14 protein-coding genes are annotated in these 17,725 nt (G+C 70.4%); 7 read left to right on the top strand and 7 right to left on the bottom strand.

Going from position 1 to position 17,725, the window contains the following annotated elements:
• Nucleotides 1-140 precede the first annotated feature (140 nt).
• A complete protein-coding gene (metH, locus tag MKW14_RS20450; RefSeq protein ID WP_240864281.1) occupies nt 141-3,662 on the bottom strand; it encodes a methionine synthase in 3,522 nt (1,173 codons plus the stop codon).
• Between the two features lie 283 nt (nt 3,663-3,945).
• Here metH and MKW14_RS20445 point away from each other — a divergent pair, with 283 nt between their 5' ends.
• The 6 genes from MKW14_RS20445 (at nt 3,946) to MKW14_RS20420 (ending at nt 11,034) form a co-directional block, all read left to right on the top strand.
• Nucleotides 3,946-4,710 (top strand): IclR family transcriptional regulator, encoded by a 765-nt coding sequence (locus MKW14_RS20445; protein WP_133047149.1) that lies wholly within the window; start codon nt 3,946-3,948, stop codon nt 4,708-4,710.
• A gap of 348 nt (nt 4,711-5,058) precedes the next feature.
• On the top strand, nt 5,059-5,859 hold the full coding sequence (locus MKW14_RS20440) for an MIP/aquaporin family protein (protein WP_240864278.1): 801 nt from the start codon (nt 5,059-5,061) through the stop codon (nt 5,857-5,859).
• Nucleotides 5,860-5,909: 50 nt separating this feature from the next.
• Nucleotides 5,910-7,451 (top strand): glycerol kinase GlpK, encoded by a 1,542-nt coding sequence (glpK, locus tag MKW14_RS20435; protein ID WP_240864277.1) that lies wholly within the window; start codon nt 5,910-5,912, stop codon nt 7,449-7,451.
• Between the two features lie 51 nt (nt 7,452-7,502).
• Nucleotides 7,503-9,119, top strand: a complete 1,617-nt coding sequence (locus tag MKW14_RS20430) for a glycerol-3-phosphate dehydrogenase/oxidase (protein ID WP_240864274.1) — start codon at nt 7,503-7,505, stop codon at nt 9,117-9,119.
• Nucleotides 9,120-9,291: 172 nt separating this feature from the next.
• Complete coding sequence (locus MKW14_RS20425; protein ID WP_240864273.1) at nt 9,292-9,963, top strand: FadR/GntR family transcriptional regulator; 672 nt, start codon at nt 9,292-9,294, stop codon at nt 9,961-9,963.
• Nucleotides 9,964-10,128: 165 nt separating this feature from the next.
• A complete protein-coding gene (locus MKW14_RS20420) occupies nt 10,129-11,034 on the top strand; it encodes a PAC2 family protein (protein WP_133047154.1) in 906 nt (301 codons plus the stop codon).
• Between the two features lie 46 nt (nt 11,035-11,080).
• On the opposite strand, the gene mshC is transcribed toward MKW14_RS20420, so the two are convergent.
• The 4 genes from mshC to MKW14_RS20400 form a co-directional block, all read right to left on the bottom strand.
• The gene (gene mshC, locus MKW14_RS20415; RefSeq protein ID WP_240864271.1) at nt 11,081-12,310 is read right to left on the bottom strand and encodes a cysteine--1-D-myo-inosityl 2-amino-2-deoxy-alpha-D-glucopyranoside ligase; all 1,230 of its coding nucleotides are present in this window, start codon (nt 12,308-12,310) and stop codon (nt 11,081-11,083) included.
• Between the two features lie 94 nt (nt 12,311-12,404).
• Nucleotides 12,405-13,235, bottom strand: a complete 831-nt coding sequence (locus MKW14_RS20410) for an SCO1664 family protein (RefSeq protein ID WP_240864269.1) — start codon at nt 13,233-13,235, stop codon at nt 12,405-12,407.
• A complete protein-coding gene (locus MKW14_RS20405; protein ID WP_133047159.1) occupies nt 13,199-13,789 on the bottom strand; it encodes a DUF3090 domain-containing protein in 591 nt (196 codons plus the stop codon). The genes MKW14_RS20410 and MKW14_RS20405 overlap by 37 nt, the downstream gene beginning before the upstream one ends.
• 85 nt (nt 13,790-13,874) lie before the next feature.
• Nucleotides 13,875-14,561, bottom strand: coding sequence for a histidine phosphatase family protein (locus MKW14_RS20400; protein WP_240864266.1), 687 nt, complete (start codon nt 14,559-14,561; stop codon nt 13,875-13,877).
• A 62-nt stretch (nt 14,562-14,623) separates the two neighbouring features.
• Between MKW14_RS20400 and corA the strand changes: the two genes are divergently transcribed.
• Nucleotides 14,624-15,619, top strand: coding sequence for a magnesium/cobalt transporter CorA (corA, locus tag MKW14_RS20395; protein WP_240864264.1), 996 nt, complete (start codon nt 14,624-14,626; stop codon nt 15,617-15,619).
• A 22-nt stretch (nt 15,620-15,641) separates the two neighbouring features.
• On the opposite strand, the gene MKW14_RS20390 is transcribed toward corA, so the two are convergent.
• Nucleotides 15,642-16,430: a ferritin-like domain-containing protein gene (locus MKW14_RS20390; RefSeq protein WP_240864262.1), complete on the bottom strand. Its 789-nt coding sequence runs from the start codon at nt 16,428-16,430 to the stop codon at nt 15,642-15,644.
• A 175-nt stretch (nt 16,431-16,605) separates the two neighbouring features.
• A complete protein-coding gene (locus MKW14_RS20385) occupies nt 16,606-17,661 on the bottom strand; it encodes an LLM class F420-dependent oxidoreductase (RefSeq protein WP_240864260.1) in 1,056 nt (351 codons plus the stop codon).
• Between the last annotated feature and the right edge of the window lie 64 nt (nt 17,662-17,725).

Below are 17,725 nucleotides of genomic sequence, written 5' to 3'. Positions count from 1 at the left end.
CAGTGGACCGACCAGTGTACGTCTCTCGCGGCGGAAGCGCCTCGTTTATCCGGCGCGCTCCGGGGCACACCGTCACTACCGCCGGGGGCCGCCTTGATGTGCGCCGATGCGCTCTCGGACGGCCCTTTTCGACGTGCCTCTCAGCGGGCGTTGAAGTACTTCGCCTCGGGGTGGTGGATCACGATGGCGTCCGTGGACTGCTCCGGGTGCAGCTGGAACTCCTCGGACAGGCGGACGCCGATGCGCTCCGGTTCGAGCAGGTCGGCGATCTTGGCGCGGTCCTCCAGGTTCGGGCACGCTCCGTAGCCGAGCGAGAACCGGGCGCCACGGTACTTCAGGGCGAACATGTCCTCGATGTCGCTCGGGTCCTCCCCGGAGAAGCCCAGCTCCGAGCGCACGCGCGCGTGCCAGTACTCGGCGAGCGCCTCGGCCAACTGCACGGACAGACCGTGCAGTTCGAGGTAGTCGCGGTAGGAGTTGGCCTCGAAGAGCTTCGCGGTCTCCTCGCCGATCCGGGAGCCGACGGTGACGACCTGCAGTCCGACGACGTCGGTCTCCCCCGCCTCCTGCGGACGGAAGAAGTCCGCGAGACAGAGGCGGCGGCCACGGCGCTGGCGCGGGAAGGTGAAGCGGGTGCGCTCGTTGCCGTGCTCGTCCAGGATGATCAGGTCGTCGTCCTTGGAGACGCAGGGGAAGTAGCCGTAGACCACGGCGGCTTCGAGGAGGTTCTCGGTCTGCAGCCGGTCCAGCAGCCCGCGCAGCCGCGGCCGGCCGTCGGTCTCGACGAGTTCCTCGTACGAGGGTCCCTCGCCGGTGCGGGCCTGCTTGAGGCCCCACTGGCCCTTGAACAGCGCGCCCTCGTCGAGCCAGCCGGCGTACTCCTTGAGCTGGATGCCCTTGACGACGCGGGTGCCGAAGAACGGCGGGGTGGGGATGGGGTTGTCGGTGGCCACGTCGGAGCGGACGTTGCCCTCCACCGGCTGCTCGTCCACCTCGGCGGACGCGGTGGCCCGCACCCGGCGCTGCTTCAGCTCGGGCAGTGCCGCGCCCGGTACGCCCCGCTTGACGCCGATCAGGGCGTCCATCAGCCGCAGCCCCTCGAAGGCGTCCCGGGCGTAACGCACCTCGCCCTGGTAGATCTCGTGCAGGTCCTGCTCGACGTAGGCGCGGGTCAGGGCGGCGCCGCCCAGGATGACGGGGTAGTCGGCGGCCAGACCGCGCTGGTTGAGCTCCTCCAGGTTCTCCTTCATGATCACCGTGGACTTCACCAGCAGCCCGGACATGCCGATCACATCCGCCTTGTGCTCCGCGGCCGCCTCCAGGATCGCCGCCACCGGCTGCTTGATGCCGAGGTTGACGACGTTGTAGCCGTTGTTGGACAGGATGATGTCGACCAGGTTCTTGCCGATGTCGTGCACGTCCCCGCGGACCGTGGCCAGCACGATCGTGCCCTTGCCGGCCTCCTCGCCCTCCACCTTCTCCATGTGGGGTTCGAGGTAGGCGACCGCGCTCTTCATCACCTCGGCCGACTGCAGCACGAACGGCAGCTGCATCTGCCCCGACCCGAACAGCTCGCCCACGACCTTCATGCCGTCCAGCAGGGTGTCGTTGACGATGTCGAGGGCCGGCCGCTCGACCAGGGCCGCATCCAGATCCTGCTCCAGGCCGTTGCGCTCGCCGTCGATGATGCGCCGCTTCAGGCGCTCCTCCAGCGGCAGCGCGGCCAGCTCCTCCGCCTTGCCCGCCTTCAGCGACTTCGCCGTGGCCCCCTCGAACAGGGCCATCAGCTTCTGCAGCGGGTCATAACCCTCCGCTCGCCGGTCGTAGATCAGATCCAGCGCCGTCTGCACTTCTTCCTCGCTGAAGCGGGCGATGGGCAGGATCTTCGAGGCGTGCACGATCGCCGAGTCCAGACCGGCCTTGACGCACTCGTCCAGGAACACGGAGTTCAGCAGGATGCGGGCGGCCGGGTTGAGGCCGAAGGAGATGTTCGACAAGCCCAGCGTGGTCTGCACCTCGGGGTGGCGGCGCTTGAGCTCACGGATCGCCTCGATCGTGGCCAGGCCGTCCTTGCGGGACTCCTCCTGCCCGGTGCAGATGGTGAAGGTCAGGGTGTCGATGAGGATGTCCGACTCCAGGATCCCCCAGTTGCCGGTCAGGTCGGCGATCAGCCGCTCGGCGATCTCGACCTTCTTCTCCGGCGTGCGGGCCTGGCCCTCCTCGTCGATGGTCAGCGCGATCAACGCCGCCCCGTGCTCCCGCGCCAGCCGGGTCACCTTCGCGAAACGCGAGTCGGGGCCGTCGCCGTCCTCGTAGTTGACCGAGTTGATCACAGCGCGGCCGCCCAGCCGCTCCAGACCCGCCTCGATGACGTCGACCTCGGTGGAGTCCAGCACGATCGGCAGGGTGGAGGCGGTCGCGAACCGGCCCGCCAGCTCCCGCATGTCCGCCACACCGTCCCGGCCGACATAGTCCACGCACAGATCCAGCAGGTGCGCGCCCTCCCGGATCTGCTCGCGGGCCATCTCCACACAGTCGTCCCAGCGGGCCGCCAGCATGGCCTCGCGGAACTTCTTCGACCCGTTGGCGTTGGTCCGCTCACCGATCGCCAGATAGGAGATGTCCTGCCGGAAGGGCACCGACTGGTACAACGACGCCGCACCCGGCTCCGGACGCGGATCACGCTCGGTGGGGGCGAGTTCGCGGACCCGTTCGACGACCTGGCGCAGGTGCTCGGGGGTGGTGCCGCAGCAGCCGCCGACCAGTGAGAGGCCGTACTCGCGGACGAAGGTCTCCTGCGCGTCGGCGAGCTCCGGCGCGGTCAGCGGGTAGTGGGCGCCGTCCTTGCCCAGGACCGGCAGACCGGCGTTGGGCATGCAGGACAGCTGGACGCGGGCGTGGCGGGCCAGATGGCGCAGGTGCTCGCTCATCTCCGCCGGACCGGTCGCGCAGTTCAGGCCGATCATGTCGATGCCCAGCGGCTCCAGCGCGGTCAGCGCGGCACCGATCTCCGAGCCCAGCAGCATCGTGCCGGTCGTCTCGACGGTCACGGAGACGATCAGCGGGACGTCGTAGCCCGCGGTCTCCATCGCCCGGCGGGCGGCGATCACCGATGCCTTGGTCTGCAGCAGGTCCTGGGTCGTCTCGACGAGCAGGGCGTCGGCCCCGCCGGCGAGGAGGCCCTCGGCGTTGTGCTGGTAGGCGTCGCGGATGGCGCCGAAGGTCGTGTGGCCGAGGGTGGGCAGCTTGGTGCCCGGGCCCATGGAGCCCAGCACCCAGCGCTGCCGGCCGTCCCGGGCGGCGAACTCGTCCGCCGTCTCGCGGGCGATCCGGGCGCCGGCCTCGGACAGCTCGGCGACGCGTTCGGCGATGTCGTACTCGCCCAGGGCGGTGAGATTGGCGCCGAAGGTGTTGGTCTCGACGCAGTCGACGCCCGCGTCGAAGTAGGCCGAATGGACCGAACGGACGATGTCGGGGCGGGTGACGTTCAGGACCTCGTTGCAGCCTTCGAGGTTCTGGAAGTCCTCGAGGGTGGGGTCCTGGGCCTGGAGCATGGTGCCCATCGCTCCGTCGGCGACCACCACACGGGTGGCGAGGGCCTCACGGAGCGCGGACGCACGGGTCCGGCTGTCGGCGGAAGGGGTCAGTGGCGACGAGGCCATGAAAGGGGCTCCCTTGAGTGCGACGGCTGTCGGCTTTGCGTGGTCCCCGGGTCTTCCCAGGGAGGGCGCACGCCGCCAGGGTAGCCGGGTCCCGTCCGGGATGGTGGGGCAGTCCACGGGACGGACCAGGATGGCGGCAGGTCACCGACGGGACACCGGTGACGCAACAGATGTCCACCGACCATTAGCGGTGGGTCGGCATCGACCGGTAGTGTTCGACATTGCCGAACAGCGGCAGCGGCGCCGTAACTCGGCTGTCGAAGGGGACGGAGGCAGGACGGCGATGGCACGGAACATCCAGTCGCTCGAACGGGCGGCCGCGATGCTGCGGCTGCTCGCGGGCGGCGAGCGACGGCTCGGCCTCTCGGACATCGCCTCGTCGCTGGGCCTCGCCAAAGGCACCGCCCACGGCATTCTGCGCACGTTGCAGGCCGAGGGTTTCGTCGAGCAGGACGACGCCTCCGGGCGCTATCAGCTGGGCGCCGAGCTGCTGCGCCTGGGCACCACCTATCTCGACGTGCACGAGCTGCGGGCGCGCGCCCTGGTGTGGACGGACGACCTGGCGCGGTCGAGCGGCGAGAGCGTCTATCTCGGCGTGCTGCACCAGCAGGGCGTGCTGATCGTGCACCACGTCTTCCGGCCCGACGACAGCCGGCAGGTGCTGGAGATCGGGGCGATGCAGCCGCTGCACTCCACGGCTCTGGGCAAGGTGCTGTCGGCGTACGACCCGGTGGCGCACAGCGAGGCCGTCGAGGCCGACCGCAAGCCGTTCACCGAGCGCACCACGTGCGACCTGGAGGACTTCGAGCACATCCTCGACATCACGCGCGCGCGTGGCTACGCGTCCGACGTCGAGGAGACCTGGGAGGGCGTGGCGTCGGTCGCGGCGCCCATCCACGACCGGCGGCGGATGCCGGTGGGCGCGGTCGGCATCACCGGGGCGGTGGAGCGGCTGCGCCGGGACGGGGAGCTGCGTCCGGAGCTGATCGCGGCGGTGCGGGACTGCGCACGCGCGGTCTCGCGGGATTTGGGCGCGGGGCGCTTCTGAGGGGTCGTACACCTGTACGAGCAGGGGTGGGTGAGGGCCGGGGCGCGGTGGTGTGCCCCGGCCCTTGTTGTTACTCGCCAGTACCCGTCTGACCTGCAAGATCGACTGCTCACAGCAATCAGTAACGATCGCGTTTTCGGCCGTTCTTTCGACAACCGAACTCTTGACGAGCGCGTAACGCCCCGGCAAGACTCCCGTCCATCGGTCGGCATTGTCGAACACCTACCGGCAATACGCGTTAGAGTGTGACAACGCCAAGGGCCGACACCGCTCTCACCCCGAGGGCAGCTCGAACCTCCGGAGGGACCCGGGGTTCGGTCCCCTGGACGAAGGACTAAGGAGTCGCGGGTGTCCAGCTCCGACATCTTCATCGGCGAGACCATCGGTACCGCCATACTCATCCTGCTCGGCGGAGGCGTCTGCGCCGCCGTGACGCTGAAGGCCTCCAAGGCCCGTAACGCCGGCTGGCTCGCCATCACCTTCGGGTGGGGTTTCGCCGTTCTGACGGCCGTCTACACCTCGGCACCGCTCTCCGGCGCGCACCTCAACCCGGCCGTGACGCTCGCCCTCGCGCTCAAGAAGAACGGCATCGAGTGGAGCCAGGTCCCGGTCTACTGGGGCGGGCAGCTGCTCGGCGCCATGATCGGTGCGGCTCTGGTCTGGATCGCCTACTACGGCCAGTTCCACGCGCACCTCACCGACCGGGAGATCGTCGGCGGTCCGGGTGCGCAGGCCACCGCCGCGAAGGCCGTCGAGGCGCAGGAGAAGGGCGCCGGCCCGGTCCTGGGCATCTTCTCCACCGGCCCCGAGGTCCGCGTAGCCTGGCAGAACGTCGCCACCGAGGTGATCGGCACCATCGTGCTCGTCCTCGCGGTGCTCACCCAGGGTCTCAACGACAGCGGCAAGGGCCTGGGCGTCCTCGGCGCCCTGATCACCTCGCTGGTCGTCGTCTCCATCGGTCTGTCCCTCGGCGGTCCGACGGGCTACGCGATCAACCCGGCCCGTGACCTGGGCCCGCGCATCGTGCACGCCCTTCTGCCCCTGCCCAACAAGGGCGGCTCCGACTGGGGCTACGCCTGGATCCCGGTGGTCGGTCCGCTCATCGGCGGCGCGATCGCCGCGGGCCTCTACAACGTCGCTTTTGCCTGAAGCAACTCGGTAGACCTTCCCCCTAACTCACGGAACCCCAGGAGCACACAGTGACCGACGCGCACACCGCCGGCCCCTTCATCGCCGCCATCGACCAGGGCACCACCTCCAGCCGCTGCATCGTCTTCGACCGGGACGGCCGTATCGTCTCCGTCGACCAGAAGGAGCACGAGCAGATCTTCCCCAAGCCGGGCTGGGTCGAGCACAACGCCAACGAGATCTGGACCAACGTCCAGGAGGTCGTCGCCGGAGCCATCCAGAAGGCCGGCATCACCCGGGACGACATCAAGGCCATCGGCATCACCAACCAGCGCGAGACCACGCTGCTGTGGGACAAGAACACCGGTGAGCCCGTCCACAACGCCATCGTCTGGCAGGACACCCGCACCGACGCCCTGTGCAAGGAGCTCGGCCGCAACGTCGGCCAGGACCGCTTCCGCCGCGAGACGGGTCTCCCCCTCGCCTCCTACTTCGCCGGCCCCAAGGCCCGCTGGCTGCTCGACAACGTCGAGGGCCTGCGCGAGCGCGCCGAGCGCGGCGACATCCTCTTCGGCACCATGGATACCTGGGTCATCTGGAACCTCACCGGTGGTGTCAACGGCGGCAAGCTCTACACCGACGTCACCAACGCCTCCCGCACCCTGCTGATGAACCTCCACACCCTGGAGTGGGACGAGAAGATCGCCGAGTCGATCGGTGTGCCGCCTGCGATGCTGCCCGAGATCCGCTCCTCCTCCGAGATCTACGGCGAGGTCACCGGCGGCAAGCTGGGCGAGCTGCTCGGCGGCATCCCGGTCGCCTCCGCGCTCGGCGACCAGCAGGCGGCCCTGTTCGGCCAGACCTGCTTCTCCGAGGGCGAGGCCAAGTCCACGTACGGCACCGGCACCTTCATGCTGATGAACACCGGTGAGAAGATCATCAACTCCTACTCGGGCCTGCTGACCACGGTCGGCTACCGCATCGGCGACGACAAGCCGGTCTACGCCCTGGAGGGCTCGATCGCCGTCACCGGTTCGCTGGTGCAGTGGATGCGCGACCAGATGGGCCTGATCTCCACCGCCGCCGAGATCGAGACGCTCGCCCTGTCCGTCGAGGACAACGGCGGCGCCTACTTCGTGCCGGCCTTCTCCGGTCTGTTCGCCCCGTACTGGCGCTCCGACGCCCGCGGTGTGATCGCCGGTCTGACCCGGTACGTCACCAAGGCGCACCTGGCCCGCGCGGTCCTGGAGGCCACCGCCTGGCAGACCCGTGAGATCACGGACGCCATGACCAAGGACTCGGGCGTGGAGCTCGCGGCCCTCAAGGTCGACGGCGGCATGACCTCCAACAACCTGCTGATGCAGACCCTCTCGGACTTCCTGGACGCGCCCGTGGTGCGCCCGATGGTCGCCGAGACCACCTGCCTCGGCGCCGCCTACGCCGCCGGTCTCGCCGTCGGCTTCTGGACCAGCACGGACGACCTCCGCGCCAACTGGCGCCGGGCCGCCGAGTGGACCCCCCGCATGGACGCGGACGCCCGCGACCGTGAGTACAAGAGCTGGCTCAAGGCCGTCGAGCGGACCATGGGCTGGCTCGAGGACGACGAGAGCTGACGAGAGTTCCTGACGGCTCTCGCACGCTCTGATGAGGAGTAAGAACCCGAAATGACCAGTCAGTCCACCCTCCAGTCCGTGCCTGCCCTGGGGACGCACCCGGCCTCCGGCTCGAACCCGAGCCGCGCCGAGACCCGGGAGCAGCTCGCCAGGGCGTCGTACGACCTTCTCGTCATCGGCGGCGGCATCCTGGGCATCTCCACCGCCTGGCACGCCGCGCAGTCCGGCCTGAGGGTGGCTCTGGTCGACGCCGGCGACTTCGCCGGCGCCACCTCCTCCGCCTCCTCCAAGCTGCTCCACGGCGGTCTGCGCTATCTGCAGACCGGCGCGGTGAAGCTGGTGGCGGAGAACCACTTCGAGCGCCGTGCGGTCTCCCGCCAGGTGGCCCCCCACCTGGCGAACCCGCTCACGTTCTACCTCCCCGTGTACAAGGGCGGGCCGCACGGCGCCGTGAAGCTCGGGGCGGGCGTCTTCGCCTACTCCGCGCTCTCCGCGTTCGGTGACGGCGTGGGCCACCTGCTCTCCCCCGCGAAGGCGGCGCAGGACGTGCCGGAGCTGCGCACCGACAACCTCAAGGCCGTCGCGGTGTACGGCGACGACCAGATGAACGACGCGCGCATGGCGCTGATGACGGTCCGCGCGGCCGTCGAGGCGGGCGCCGTCGTGCTGAACCACGCCGAGGTGACCGGCCTGAGGTTCACGGGGGGCCGGGTGACCGGCGCGGACCTCAAGGACCGCACGACCGGCGACGAGTTCGGCGTGAACGCCCGGCTGGTGCTCAACGCGACCGGGCCGTGGGTGGACCACCTGCGCCGGATGGAGGACCCGAACGCGGCCCCGTCCATCCGCCTCTCCAAGGGCGCGCACCTGGTCCTCAAGCGCACCTCGCCCTGGAAGGCGGCGCTGGCCACGCCCATCGACAAGTACCGCATCACCTTCGCCCTCCCCTGGGAGGACATGCTGCTGCTCGGCACGACCGACGAGGAGTTCGAGGGCGACCCGGCGGACGTCACGGTCACCGAGAAGGACACGGCCCAGATCCTGGACGAGGCCGCGTTCTCGGTCCGGGACCAGCAGCTGAGCCGTGACCTGATCACCTACTCCTTCGCGGGTCTGCGGGTGCTGCCGGGCGGTCCCGGCGACACGGCGAAGGCCAAGCGGGAGACGGTCGTCACCGAGGGCCGGGGCGGCATGCTGTCCGTCGCGGGCGGCAAGTGGACGACCTTCCGGCACATCGGCCGCACGGTCATGAAGAAGCTGGAGGCGCTGCCGGGCGCCCCGCTCGGTGACGACTTCGAGCCGATCGCCTCCCTGCCGAAGAAGCTGCCGCTGCCCGGTGTCGCCAACCCGCGCGCGGTCGCCCACCGTCTGCTGGTCGACAACCCGGCGCCGGGCCCGCGGATGGCCGCCGACACGGCGAAGCACCTCGCGACGCACTACGGCTCCCTGGCCTTCGACATCGCCCGCCTGGCGAACGACAACCCGGAACTGGGCGAGCGGGTCCACCCGGACGCGCCGGAGATCTGGGCGCAGGTCGTCTACGCCCGCGACCACGAGTGGGCCCAGACCCCGGACGACGTGCTGCGCCGCCGCACGACGCTGACGATCCGCGGCCTGGCCACGGACGAGGTGCGGGCCAAGGTGCAGGACCTGCTCGACAAGGAGTAGCCGGCCCGCCGGGCAGGGGGCGGCTCCCCGCCGACGGAGCCGCCCCCTGCGCATGACCAGGTTTGCCCTGGCCTGAGACTTCACCGTCCCGTTCAGTCCGGTGAACCCCCATAATGTCGTCGTAAGACATCGGATGTCTTTACGGCGCACGGGAACGACAGGGAGGCCGGACATGGCAGTCACCGACGAGGCGATCGAGAAGATCAAGGGAATGATCGTCTCCGGCGCGCTGCGCCCCGGCGACCGGCTGCCGAAAGAGAGCGAACTCGCCTCCGAGCTGGGCCTTTCCCGCAACTCCCTGCGCGAGGCGGTACGCGCCCTGTCGCTCATCCGGATCCTGGACGTGCGGCAGGGCGACGGCACGTACGTGACCAGTCTGGACCCGCAACTCCTGCTGGAGGCGCTGAGTTTCGTCGTCGACTTCCACCGGGACGACACGGTCCTGGAGTTCCTCGCGGTGCGCCGCATCCTGGAGCCGGCCGCGACCGCGATGGCGGCCTCCCGGATCAGCGAGCAGCAACTGGACGCGCTGTCGGCCCAGTTGGACAAGCTGGGCGAGGCGCCGTCGGTGGAGGAGCTGGTCGCCTGCGACCTGGACTTCCACCGGGGCATCGTGCAGAGCTCGGGAAACTCCGTGCTCTGCTCGCTGCTTGACGGTCTGTCGGGGCCCACCACCCGGGCCCGGATCTGGCGCGGCCTGACCCAGGAGGACGCCGTCAGCCGCACTCTGCACGAGCACCGCGCGATCCTCGCCGCCCTGCACGACCGGGACGCGGAGGCGGCCCGCTCCTGGGCGACGGTGCACATCGCGAGCGTGGAGCAGTGGCTGCGGTCGACGCTCTGAACGGCTCCCCGCGCCGGGGTGGCCCGGGGTGGCGATCTTGGGTGTTCGAGGGGCTCGGACGGGGCAGTGATCCGTTCACTCCCCCGTGCAAGGGGGCTGCGGGCGCCCCCGCCGGACGCCGTAAGGTTGGTGGGTCAAGCGAGGGCACGTCGGAAGGAGGCCTGGGTGATCGAGCTCGAGGGGGTTCCCGAGCTGATCGACCCGGTCATGGTGGCCGCGTTCGAGGGCTGGAACGATGCCGGCGACGCCGCCTCCACCGCGGTCGCGCATCTGGACAGGGAGTGGAAGGGCGAGGTCTTCGCGGCGCTGGACGCCGAGGACTACTACGACTTCCAGGTGAACCGCCCCACGGTGTGGATGGACGCGGGGGTGCGCAAGATCACCTGGCCGACGACGAGGCTGTCCGTCGTCCGCGTCGGCGGCGAGAAGCCGCGAGATCTCGTGCTCGTCCGCGGTATCGAACCGTCCATGCGGTGGCGCTCGTTCTGCAACGAGCTGCTCGGCTTCGCGCACGAGCTGGGCGTGGAACTGGTGGTCGTCCTGGGCGCCCTGCTCGGCGACACCCCGCACACGCGTCCGGTCCCGATCAGCGGGACCACGTCCGACCCGGACCTGGCCCAGCGGATGGACCTGGAGGAGACCAAGTACGAGGGCCCCACGGGCATCGTCGGCGTCCTCCAGGAGGCCTGCACGCACGCCGGCGTACCGGCGGTGTCGCTGTGGGCGGCCGTACCGCACTACGTGTCGCAGCCGCCGAACCCGAAGGCGACCCTGGCCCTGCTCAACCGGCTGGAGGACCTGATCGACGTGCGCATCCCGCTGGGCGAGCTGCCCGAGGACGCGCGTGCCTGGCAGGTCGGCGTGGACCAGCTGGCGGCCGAGGACAGCGAGGTCGCCGAGTACGTCCAGACGCTGGAGGAGGCCCGGGACACGGCGGAGCTGCCGGAGGCGTCGGGCGAGGCGATCGCCCGCGAGTTCGAGCGGTATCTGCGGCGCCGGGACGGCCATACCAAACCCCCGACGACACCGCCGAAACCGGGCGGCGAGGACGACGAGTCCTCCGAGGAGTGAGAAGAGGGTCACCAGGTGACCCGCCCCTCTTCCGTGCCAGGCCCGGCTACAGAGCCACGCCCAGCAGGGCGTCCACGGCGCGCGAGACGACACCGGGGGCGCCGGTGTCCGTGCCGCCCTCGGCGTCCTGGCGGGCGGCCCAGCGGTCGACCGCGGCGAGCGCGGCGGGGGCGTCCAGGTCGTTGGCAAGAGCCTCGCGGATCTCCTCGACGAGGGCCTCGGCGGGCGGGCCGTCGGGGCGGGAGACGGCGGCGCGCCACCGGCCGAGCCGGCGCACGGCGTCCTCGAGGACCAGGTCGGTCCACTCCCAGTCGGCCCGGTAGTGGTGGGCGAGCAGCGCGAGCCGTATGGCGGCCGGATCGACGCCGTCCCGGCGCAGCTGGGAAACAAAGACCAGGTTGCCCTTGGACTTGGACATCTTCTCGCCGTCCAGGGCGACCATGCCGGCGTGGACGTACGCCTTGGCCATGGGGAACTCGCCGGTGAGCACCTGGGCGTGGGACGCGCCCATCTCGTGGTGCGGGAAGGCGAGGTCGGAGCCGCCGCCCTGGACGTCGAAGCCCATGCCGAGGTGGTCGAGGGCGATGGCGACGCACTCGATGTGCCAGCCGGGGCGGCCGGGGCCGAGGGAGGCGCCGTCCCAGCTGGGCTCGCCCTCGCGGGCGGCCAGCCACAGCATCGGGTCCAGCGGGTTCTTCTTGCCCGGGCGGTCCGGGTCGCCGCCGCGCTCGGCGGACAGCAGCCGCATGGCGGCCGCGTCGAGGTTCGAGACCTTCCCGAAGTTGGGGTCGGCCCCGACGGAGAAGTAGATGTCGCCCTCGAGTTCGTAGGCGGCGCCGGCGTCACGCAGCCGCTCCACCAGCGGGACGATGCCGGGTATGGCCTCGACGGCGCCTATGTAGTGCCGCGGCGGCAGCATCCGCAGGGCGGTCATGTCCTCGCGGAAGAGCGTCGTCTCCTTCTCGGCGAGGGCGACCCAGTCGACGCTGTCCCGCTGCGCGCGCTCCAGCAGCGGGTCGTCGATGTCGGTGACGTTCTGGACGTAGTGCACCTGCCGCTTGGTGTCGAGCCACACGCGCTGCACGAGGTCGAACGCGTTGTAGGTCGCCGCGTGCCCCATGTGGGTCGCGTCGTACGGGGTGATGCCGCAGACGTAGATGCGGGCGACGGGACCGGGCTGGAGGGTGACCAGACCGCCGGTCGCGGTGTCGTGGATCCTCAGGTCGCGGCCCTGACCAGGCAGGGCGGGGACCTCGGAAGCGGGCCAGGCATGCATGTCATGAGCCTAACCGGACGGATGTTCCGCATACGAACCGGACCGGGCCGGATGGCCGGTAAGGCGCTCTTGCGTGTTACCGGACAGTCTGCTCCTAGACCGGAGGCCAGGGAATGGCCGGCCACTCGCCGGAGGGCTCCGGGTGCGTGCCGGTCTCGAGGAGTACGGCGACACGCGCGCGCGTGGCGTCGAGTTCCGCCGCGGTGATCAGGGCGGACAGCCGCCCGGCCAGCGCTCCTTCGGCGGTCAGGGCCTCCTGGAGAGCCTTGAGGGCGTCGACCGCCTCCGGGGTCAGGGGCTCGCCCGCCCAGCCCCACAGCAGCGTCCTGAGTTTGTTCTCGGTGTTGAAAGTCACTCCGTGGTCGATGCCGTAGAGACGACCGTCCTCGGTGGGCAGCAGATGACCGCCCTTGCGGTCGGCGTTGTTGATCACCGCGTCCAGCACCGCGAGCCGGCGCAGCCGCTCGTCGTCGGCGTGCACCAGAAGGGCGGTCTTGCCGTCACCGACCTCGGCGAAGCCGATGGCCTTCCAGCCCGGTTCGGGCTCCTCGGCGTCCACCAGGGCCAGCAGGTCGGCCTCGCCGGTCGCCTCGATCCACAGCTGGACCATCCCCTCGCCGTAGGGTCCCTCGCGCAGCACGGTGGGCGGGATCAGGCCCCAACCGGTCGCCTCGGAGACCTCGTAGGCGGCCACCTCGCGCTGGGCGAGGGTGCCGTCGGGGAAGTCCCACAGGGGCCGCTCGCCGGCCACCGGCTTGTAGACGCAGGTGGCCTCCCGGCCCTCCTGGGCGACGGTGCAGTACAGGGCCGCGTTGGACGCGTCGCGGATCCGGCCGCGCACCGTGAGCTCGCCGTGGGTGAGCAGGTCGGCGAGCGGTTCGTCGGTCGTCACGCTCCGCGGCGGTATCCGTTCTGGCGCGGACATACGTGTCCTTCCGGGTCCAGCGGGAGGCTGCACAGCGGGCACGGCGGCCGCCCGGCGTTGACGACGTCCAGGGCGCGCTTGGCGAAGGCTCTGGCCTGCGCGCCGGTCAGCCGGACCCGCAGCATCGGGGGCCCGTTCTCCTCGTCCTGCAGCAGGCGCTCCTCGGCCTCGGCGAGGTCCTCCTCGGAGTCCGCGTCGAGTTCGACGAGGGCCTGCGCCTCGACGATCATGCGCTGTTCCTCGCCGTCCCAGGCGAGGGCCATGGTGCCGACCCGGAACTCCTCCTCGACGGGGGTGTCCAGCGGTTCGGTGTCGGAGATCTCGGTGGGTGCGACGGCCGGGACGGCCGCGTTGCCGCCACTGCGCCGTACGACCTCGTCGAGCAGTTCGTCCATGCGCTCGGCGAGGGCGGCGACCTGGGTCTTCTCCAGGGCCACGCTGGTCACCCGGGAGCCTGCGGTGGCCTGGAGGAAGAACGTACGGCGTCCGGGCAGCCCGACCGTGCCCGCCACGAAGCGGTCCGGCGGGTCGTAGAGGAACACCTGACGGGACACGTCCTGTCTCCATGGGATCGGTGTGTACGGGGACGTCTGTGTGAGCGCGTTTGCGTGAACCGCTTCACCCTACTGCGCCCGACGATCACGGTGCGCCCGCACCGCCCCCCACCGGGGCGTCGTCGGCCGGGGGTTCCTCGGGCGGCGCCAGCGACGCGAGGTCTCCGGTGTCACCGAGCCGCACGAGGAAGGGCCTGAGGCGGGTGTAACGGATCGCTGTGATGGAACACGGTTCTACGGAAATCCTCTGGAAGAGGTCGAGATGAAGTCCGAGTGCGTCCGCCACGAGCGACTTGATGATGTCGCCGTGCGAGCACATCACATAGACGGCGCCGGCGCCGTGGTCGCGCTCCACGCGCGCGTTCCACTCGCGTACGGCCTCGGCGGCGCGGGTCTGCATCGCGCGCATCGACTCGCCGCCGGGGAACGCGGCGGCGCTGGGGTGCGCCTGCACCACCTCCATCAGCGGCTCGTCCTTGAGTTCGGCGAGCTTGCGGCCGGACCAGTCGCCGTAGTGGCACTCGCCGATGCGCTCGTCGGTGTGGACGGTGAGTTCCGGCCGGGCGTCGAGCAGCGGCCGGATCGTCTCCTGGCAGCGCTGCAGCGGGCTGGTGACGACCTCGGAGAGCGGCAGGGCGGCGAGCCGGCCGGGCAGTGCGGCGGCCTGCGCGGCGCCGCGCTCGTCGAGGGCGACGCCGGGCGTCCAGCCGGCGAGCACCCCCTCGGTGTTGGCGGTGGATCGTCCGTGCCGGATCAGGAGAAGCGTGGGCATGCGGCCCAGGGTAGGCATACGCCCGCACGTGGCGGGCGTGCGAGGAGGGGAGAAGACGCTCTGTGATCGTCGACTGCGCCATCTACACCCACGGACAGCGGACGGAGGGCCCGGAGGACCTCTCCGACGCGCTGGCGGACGCACGGGCGGCGGGCGGGTTCGTCTGGATCGGGCTGCACGAGCCGTCGGAGGACGAGTTCGACCTGGTCACCCAGGAGTTCGGGCTGCATCCGCTGGCCGTGGAGGACGCCCTGAACGCCCATCAGCGGCCCAAGCTGGAGGTGTACGACGACTCGCTCTTCCTCGTCCTCAAGCCGGTCGTGTACGAGCCGGACAGTGACCGGGTCTCCACCGGCGAGGTCATGATCTTCCTCGGTGACTCCTTCGTGGTCACCGTCCGCCACGGCGAGGGTGCCCCGCTGAAGGCGGTGCGCAAGCGGCTGGAGAACGAGCCCGGACTGCTCGGGAAGGGACCGACCGCGGTGCTGTACGCGGTCTCGGACGCCGTGGTCGACCACTACCTGGAGGTGGGGACCGAGCTGCAGAACGACCTGGAGGAGCTGGAGGCGGAGGTCTTCACCCCGGACGTCGGCGGCTCGCGCAACACCGCGTCGCGGATCTACACCTTCAAGCGGCAGGTGATGGAGTTCCGCCGGGCGACGGGCCCGCTGGCACTGCCGGTCAACCGGCTGGCGGGGACGGGGCAGTACGGCGCCACGGTGCCGTTCGTCAACGAGAAGGCGCGGCCGTTCTTCCGTGACGTCGGTGACCATCTCGCGCGCGTGAACGAGACGGTGGAGGGCCTGGACCGGCTGGTCTCGGACGTGCTGTCGGCTCATCTGGCCCAGATCAGCGTCCGGCAGAACGACGACATGCGGAAGATCTCCGCGTGGGCGGCCATGGCCGCGGTCCCCACGATGATCGCGGGCGTCTACGGCATGAACTTCGACCACATGCCCGAGCTGCACTGGGTGTGGTCCTACCCGGCGGTGATCGTGATCATGGCCGTCCTGGAGGTGCTGCTGTACCAGACGTTCAAGAAGCGGGGCTGGCTGTAGGGCCCTTCTGATGGATCCTGGCTCAGGCGAACTCGGCGGCGGTGCCGGCCGGTCCGCCGAGGGCGTCGCGGCGCTCGGGCATCCGCAGGCTCACCATGCGCCGCCAGCCCGCGATCCGCTCGTAGGCGTAGACGGCGTGGATGCCGGCCGCGAGCAGCGCCGACTTGGCCCGCGGCCAGCCGAGCAGGCGTCCCATGTGGTCCATGACCGCGAGGCTGACGTCCCGGTAGACGCGGATCTCGGCGAGGGCGCACTCCCGCAGGGTGCGCTGGATGGCCCGGCCGTGACCGGCGCGCGCGAGCCGCAGCAACTCCTCGTGGCAGTAGGCGAGATGGTTGTCCTCGTCGTGGGAGATCATCCTGACCGCGCGGCCGATGTCGGGGTGGTCGGCGAAGTACCGGCGCAGCAGCTCCATCTGCTCGGAGGCGCGCTGTTCGGTGACCCGGCTGTGGGCGAGGTAGGTGACGAGGTCGTGCACGGTGAGCGTCTCGTCGACCCTGAGCTTCTCGTGGGCGAGACCGATGCCGTGCCGCTCCAGGAGCATCGTGTAGTCGGTCTCGGGCGGCACCGGGACCGCTTCGAGCCCTCGTTTCCTCATCAGGGCGTTGAAGATGCGCCCGTGCTTGTCCTCGTCGGCGCCGTGCCGGGCGATCTTCGGGGCGAGGTCGCGTTCACCCTCGGGTACGAGGGCCGCGATCCGGCCGTTCTCCCAGCCGCCCTGGGACTCCCCGCTGGCCGCGATGGAGCAGAACAGCGCGAAGGACGCGTCGTCGTCGAGGATCTCCTGGAACAGACTCTTGGCCGAAAGCATAGAAAGAGTCAAATGGCCCAACTGGGGCATCGCAACAGCTATGGGGGACAACTCCGCCAAAAGAAGGAGCGACAGGGTCACGCCGGGGGCGTAACCGCGTGGGCGACGGCGCGTTGTTCCCCGTGACGGCCGTGGCGGGGAAGACCCCCGAGCCCCCACCACGGCCGTAGAGACGTCATGCGAGCCCGGCGCGCTCCAGGGCCTCCGTGCCGGCGCGCAGCGAGGCGATCCGCTCCTCGAGGGTGAAGCCGGCGGGGTTGAGGGAGAGGGTGGTGACTCCGGCGGCCGCGTACTCCTTCATGCGGTCGGCGATGCGGTCCACGGAGCCCAGCAGCGTCGTTCTGTCGATCAGCTCGTGCGGGATGGCGGCCGCGGCGCCCTGCTTGTCGCCGGCCAGGTACTTCTCCTGGACCTCGGCGGCGGCCGCCTCGAAGCCCATGCGCTGGGCGAGCTGGTTGTAGAAGTTCTGCTTGGCGCTGCCCATGCCGCCGACGTAGAGCGCGGTGTAGGGGCGGAAGGCGTCGGCGAGCGTGGCCACGTCCTTGTCCTCGCCGAGGGCGAGCGGCAGGGTCGGGTGGACGTCGAACCCGTCCATGGTCTTGCCGGCCTTCTCGCGCCCGGCGCGCAGGTACTTGATGGTCGTCTCCTCCAGGTGCTGGGCGGAGGGGAAGATCAGCAGGGCGCCGTCGGCGATCTCGCCGGTCTGCTCGAGGTTCTTGGGGCCGATCGCGGCGATGTACAGCGGGATGTACTCACGCTCGGGGTGCACGGTCAGCTTGATCGGCTTGCCCGGGCCGCCGGGCAGCGGCAGGGTCCAGTGCTCGCCCTCGTACGTCAGCCGCTCACGGCTCATGGCCTTGCGCACGATCTCGACGTACTCGCGCGTGCGGGCCAGCGGCTTGTCGAACTTGACGCCGTACCAGCCCTCGGAGACCTGGGGGCCGGAGACGCCGAGACCGAGGCGGAAGCGGCCGCCGGAGAGGGAGTCCAGGGTGGCCGCGGTCATCGCGGTCATCGCGGGCTGCCGGGCCGGGATCTGGAAGATGGCCGAGCCGACGTCGATGCGCTCGGTCTGGGCGGCGACCCAGGTGAGCACCGTGGCCGCGTCGGAGCCATAGGCCTCGGCGGCCCAGCACACGGCGTACCCGAGGCGGTCGGCCTCCTGGGCCACCGCGAGGTTGTCCGCGTCCATTCCGGCACCCCAGTAGCCGAGGTTGAGCCCGAGCTGCATGCCGATTCCCCTTACCGATCAGTAACGTCCCTGTGGAGCTGACAGTAGCGCGGCTTGCGCGGGC

Origin of the sequence: Streptomyces gilvus (assembly GCF_022513565.1) — a bacterium.
Classification (GTDB): Bacteria; Actinomycetota; Actinomycetes; order Streptomycetales; family Streptomycetaceae; genus Streptomyces; species Streptomyces gilvus.
The sequence above is the reverse complement of the archived record's forward strand: the minus strand, read 5'-3'. Positions and strand labels throughout refer to the sequence as shown.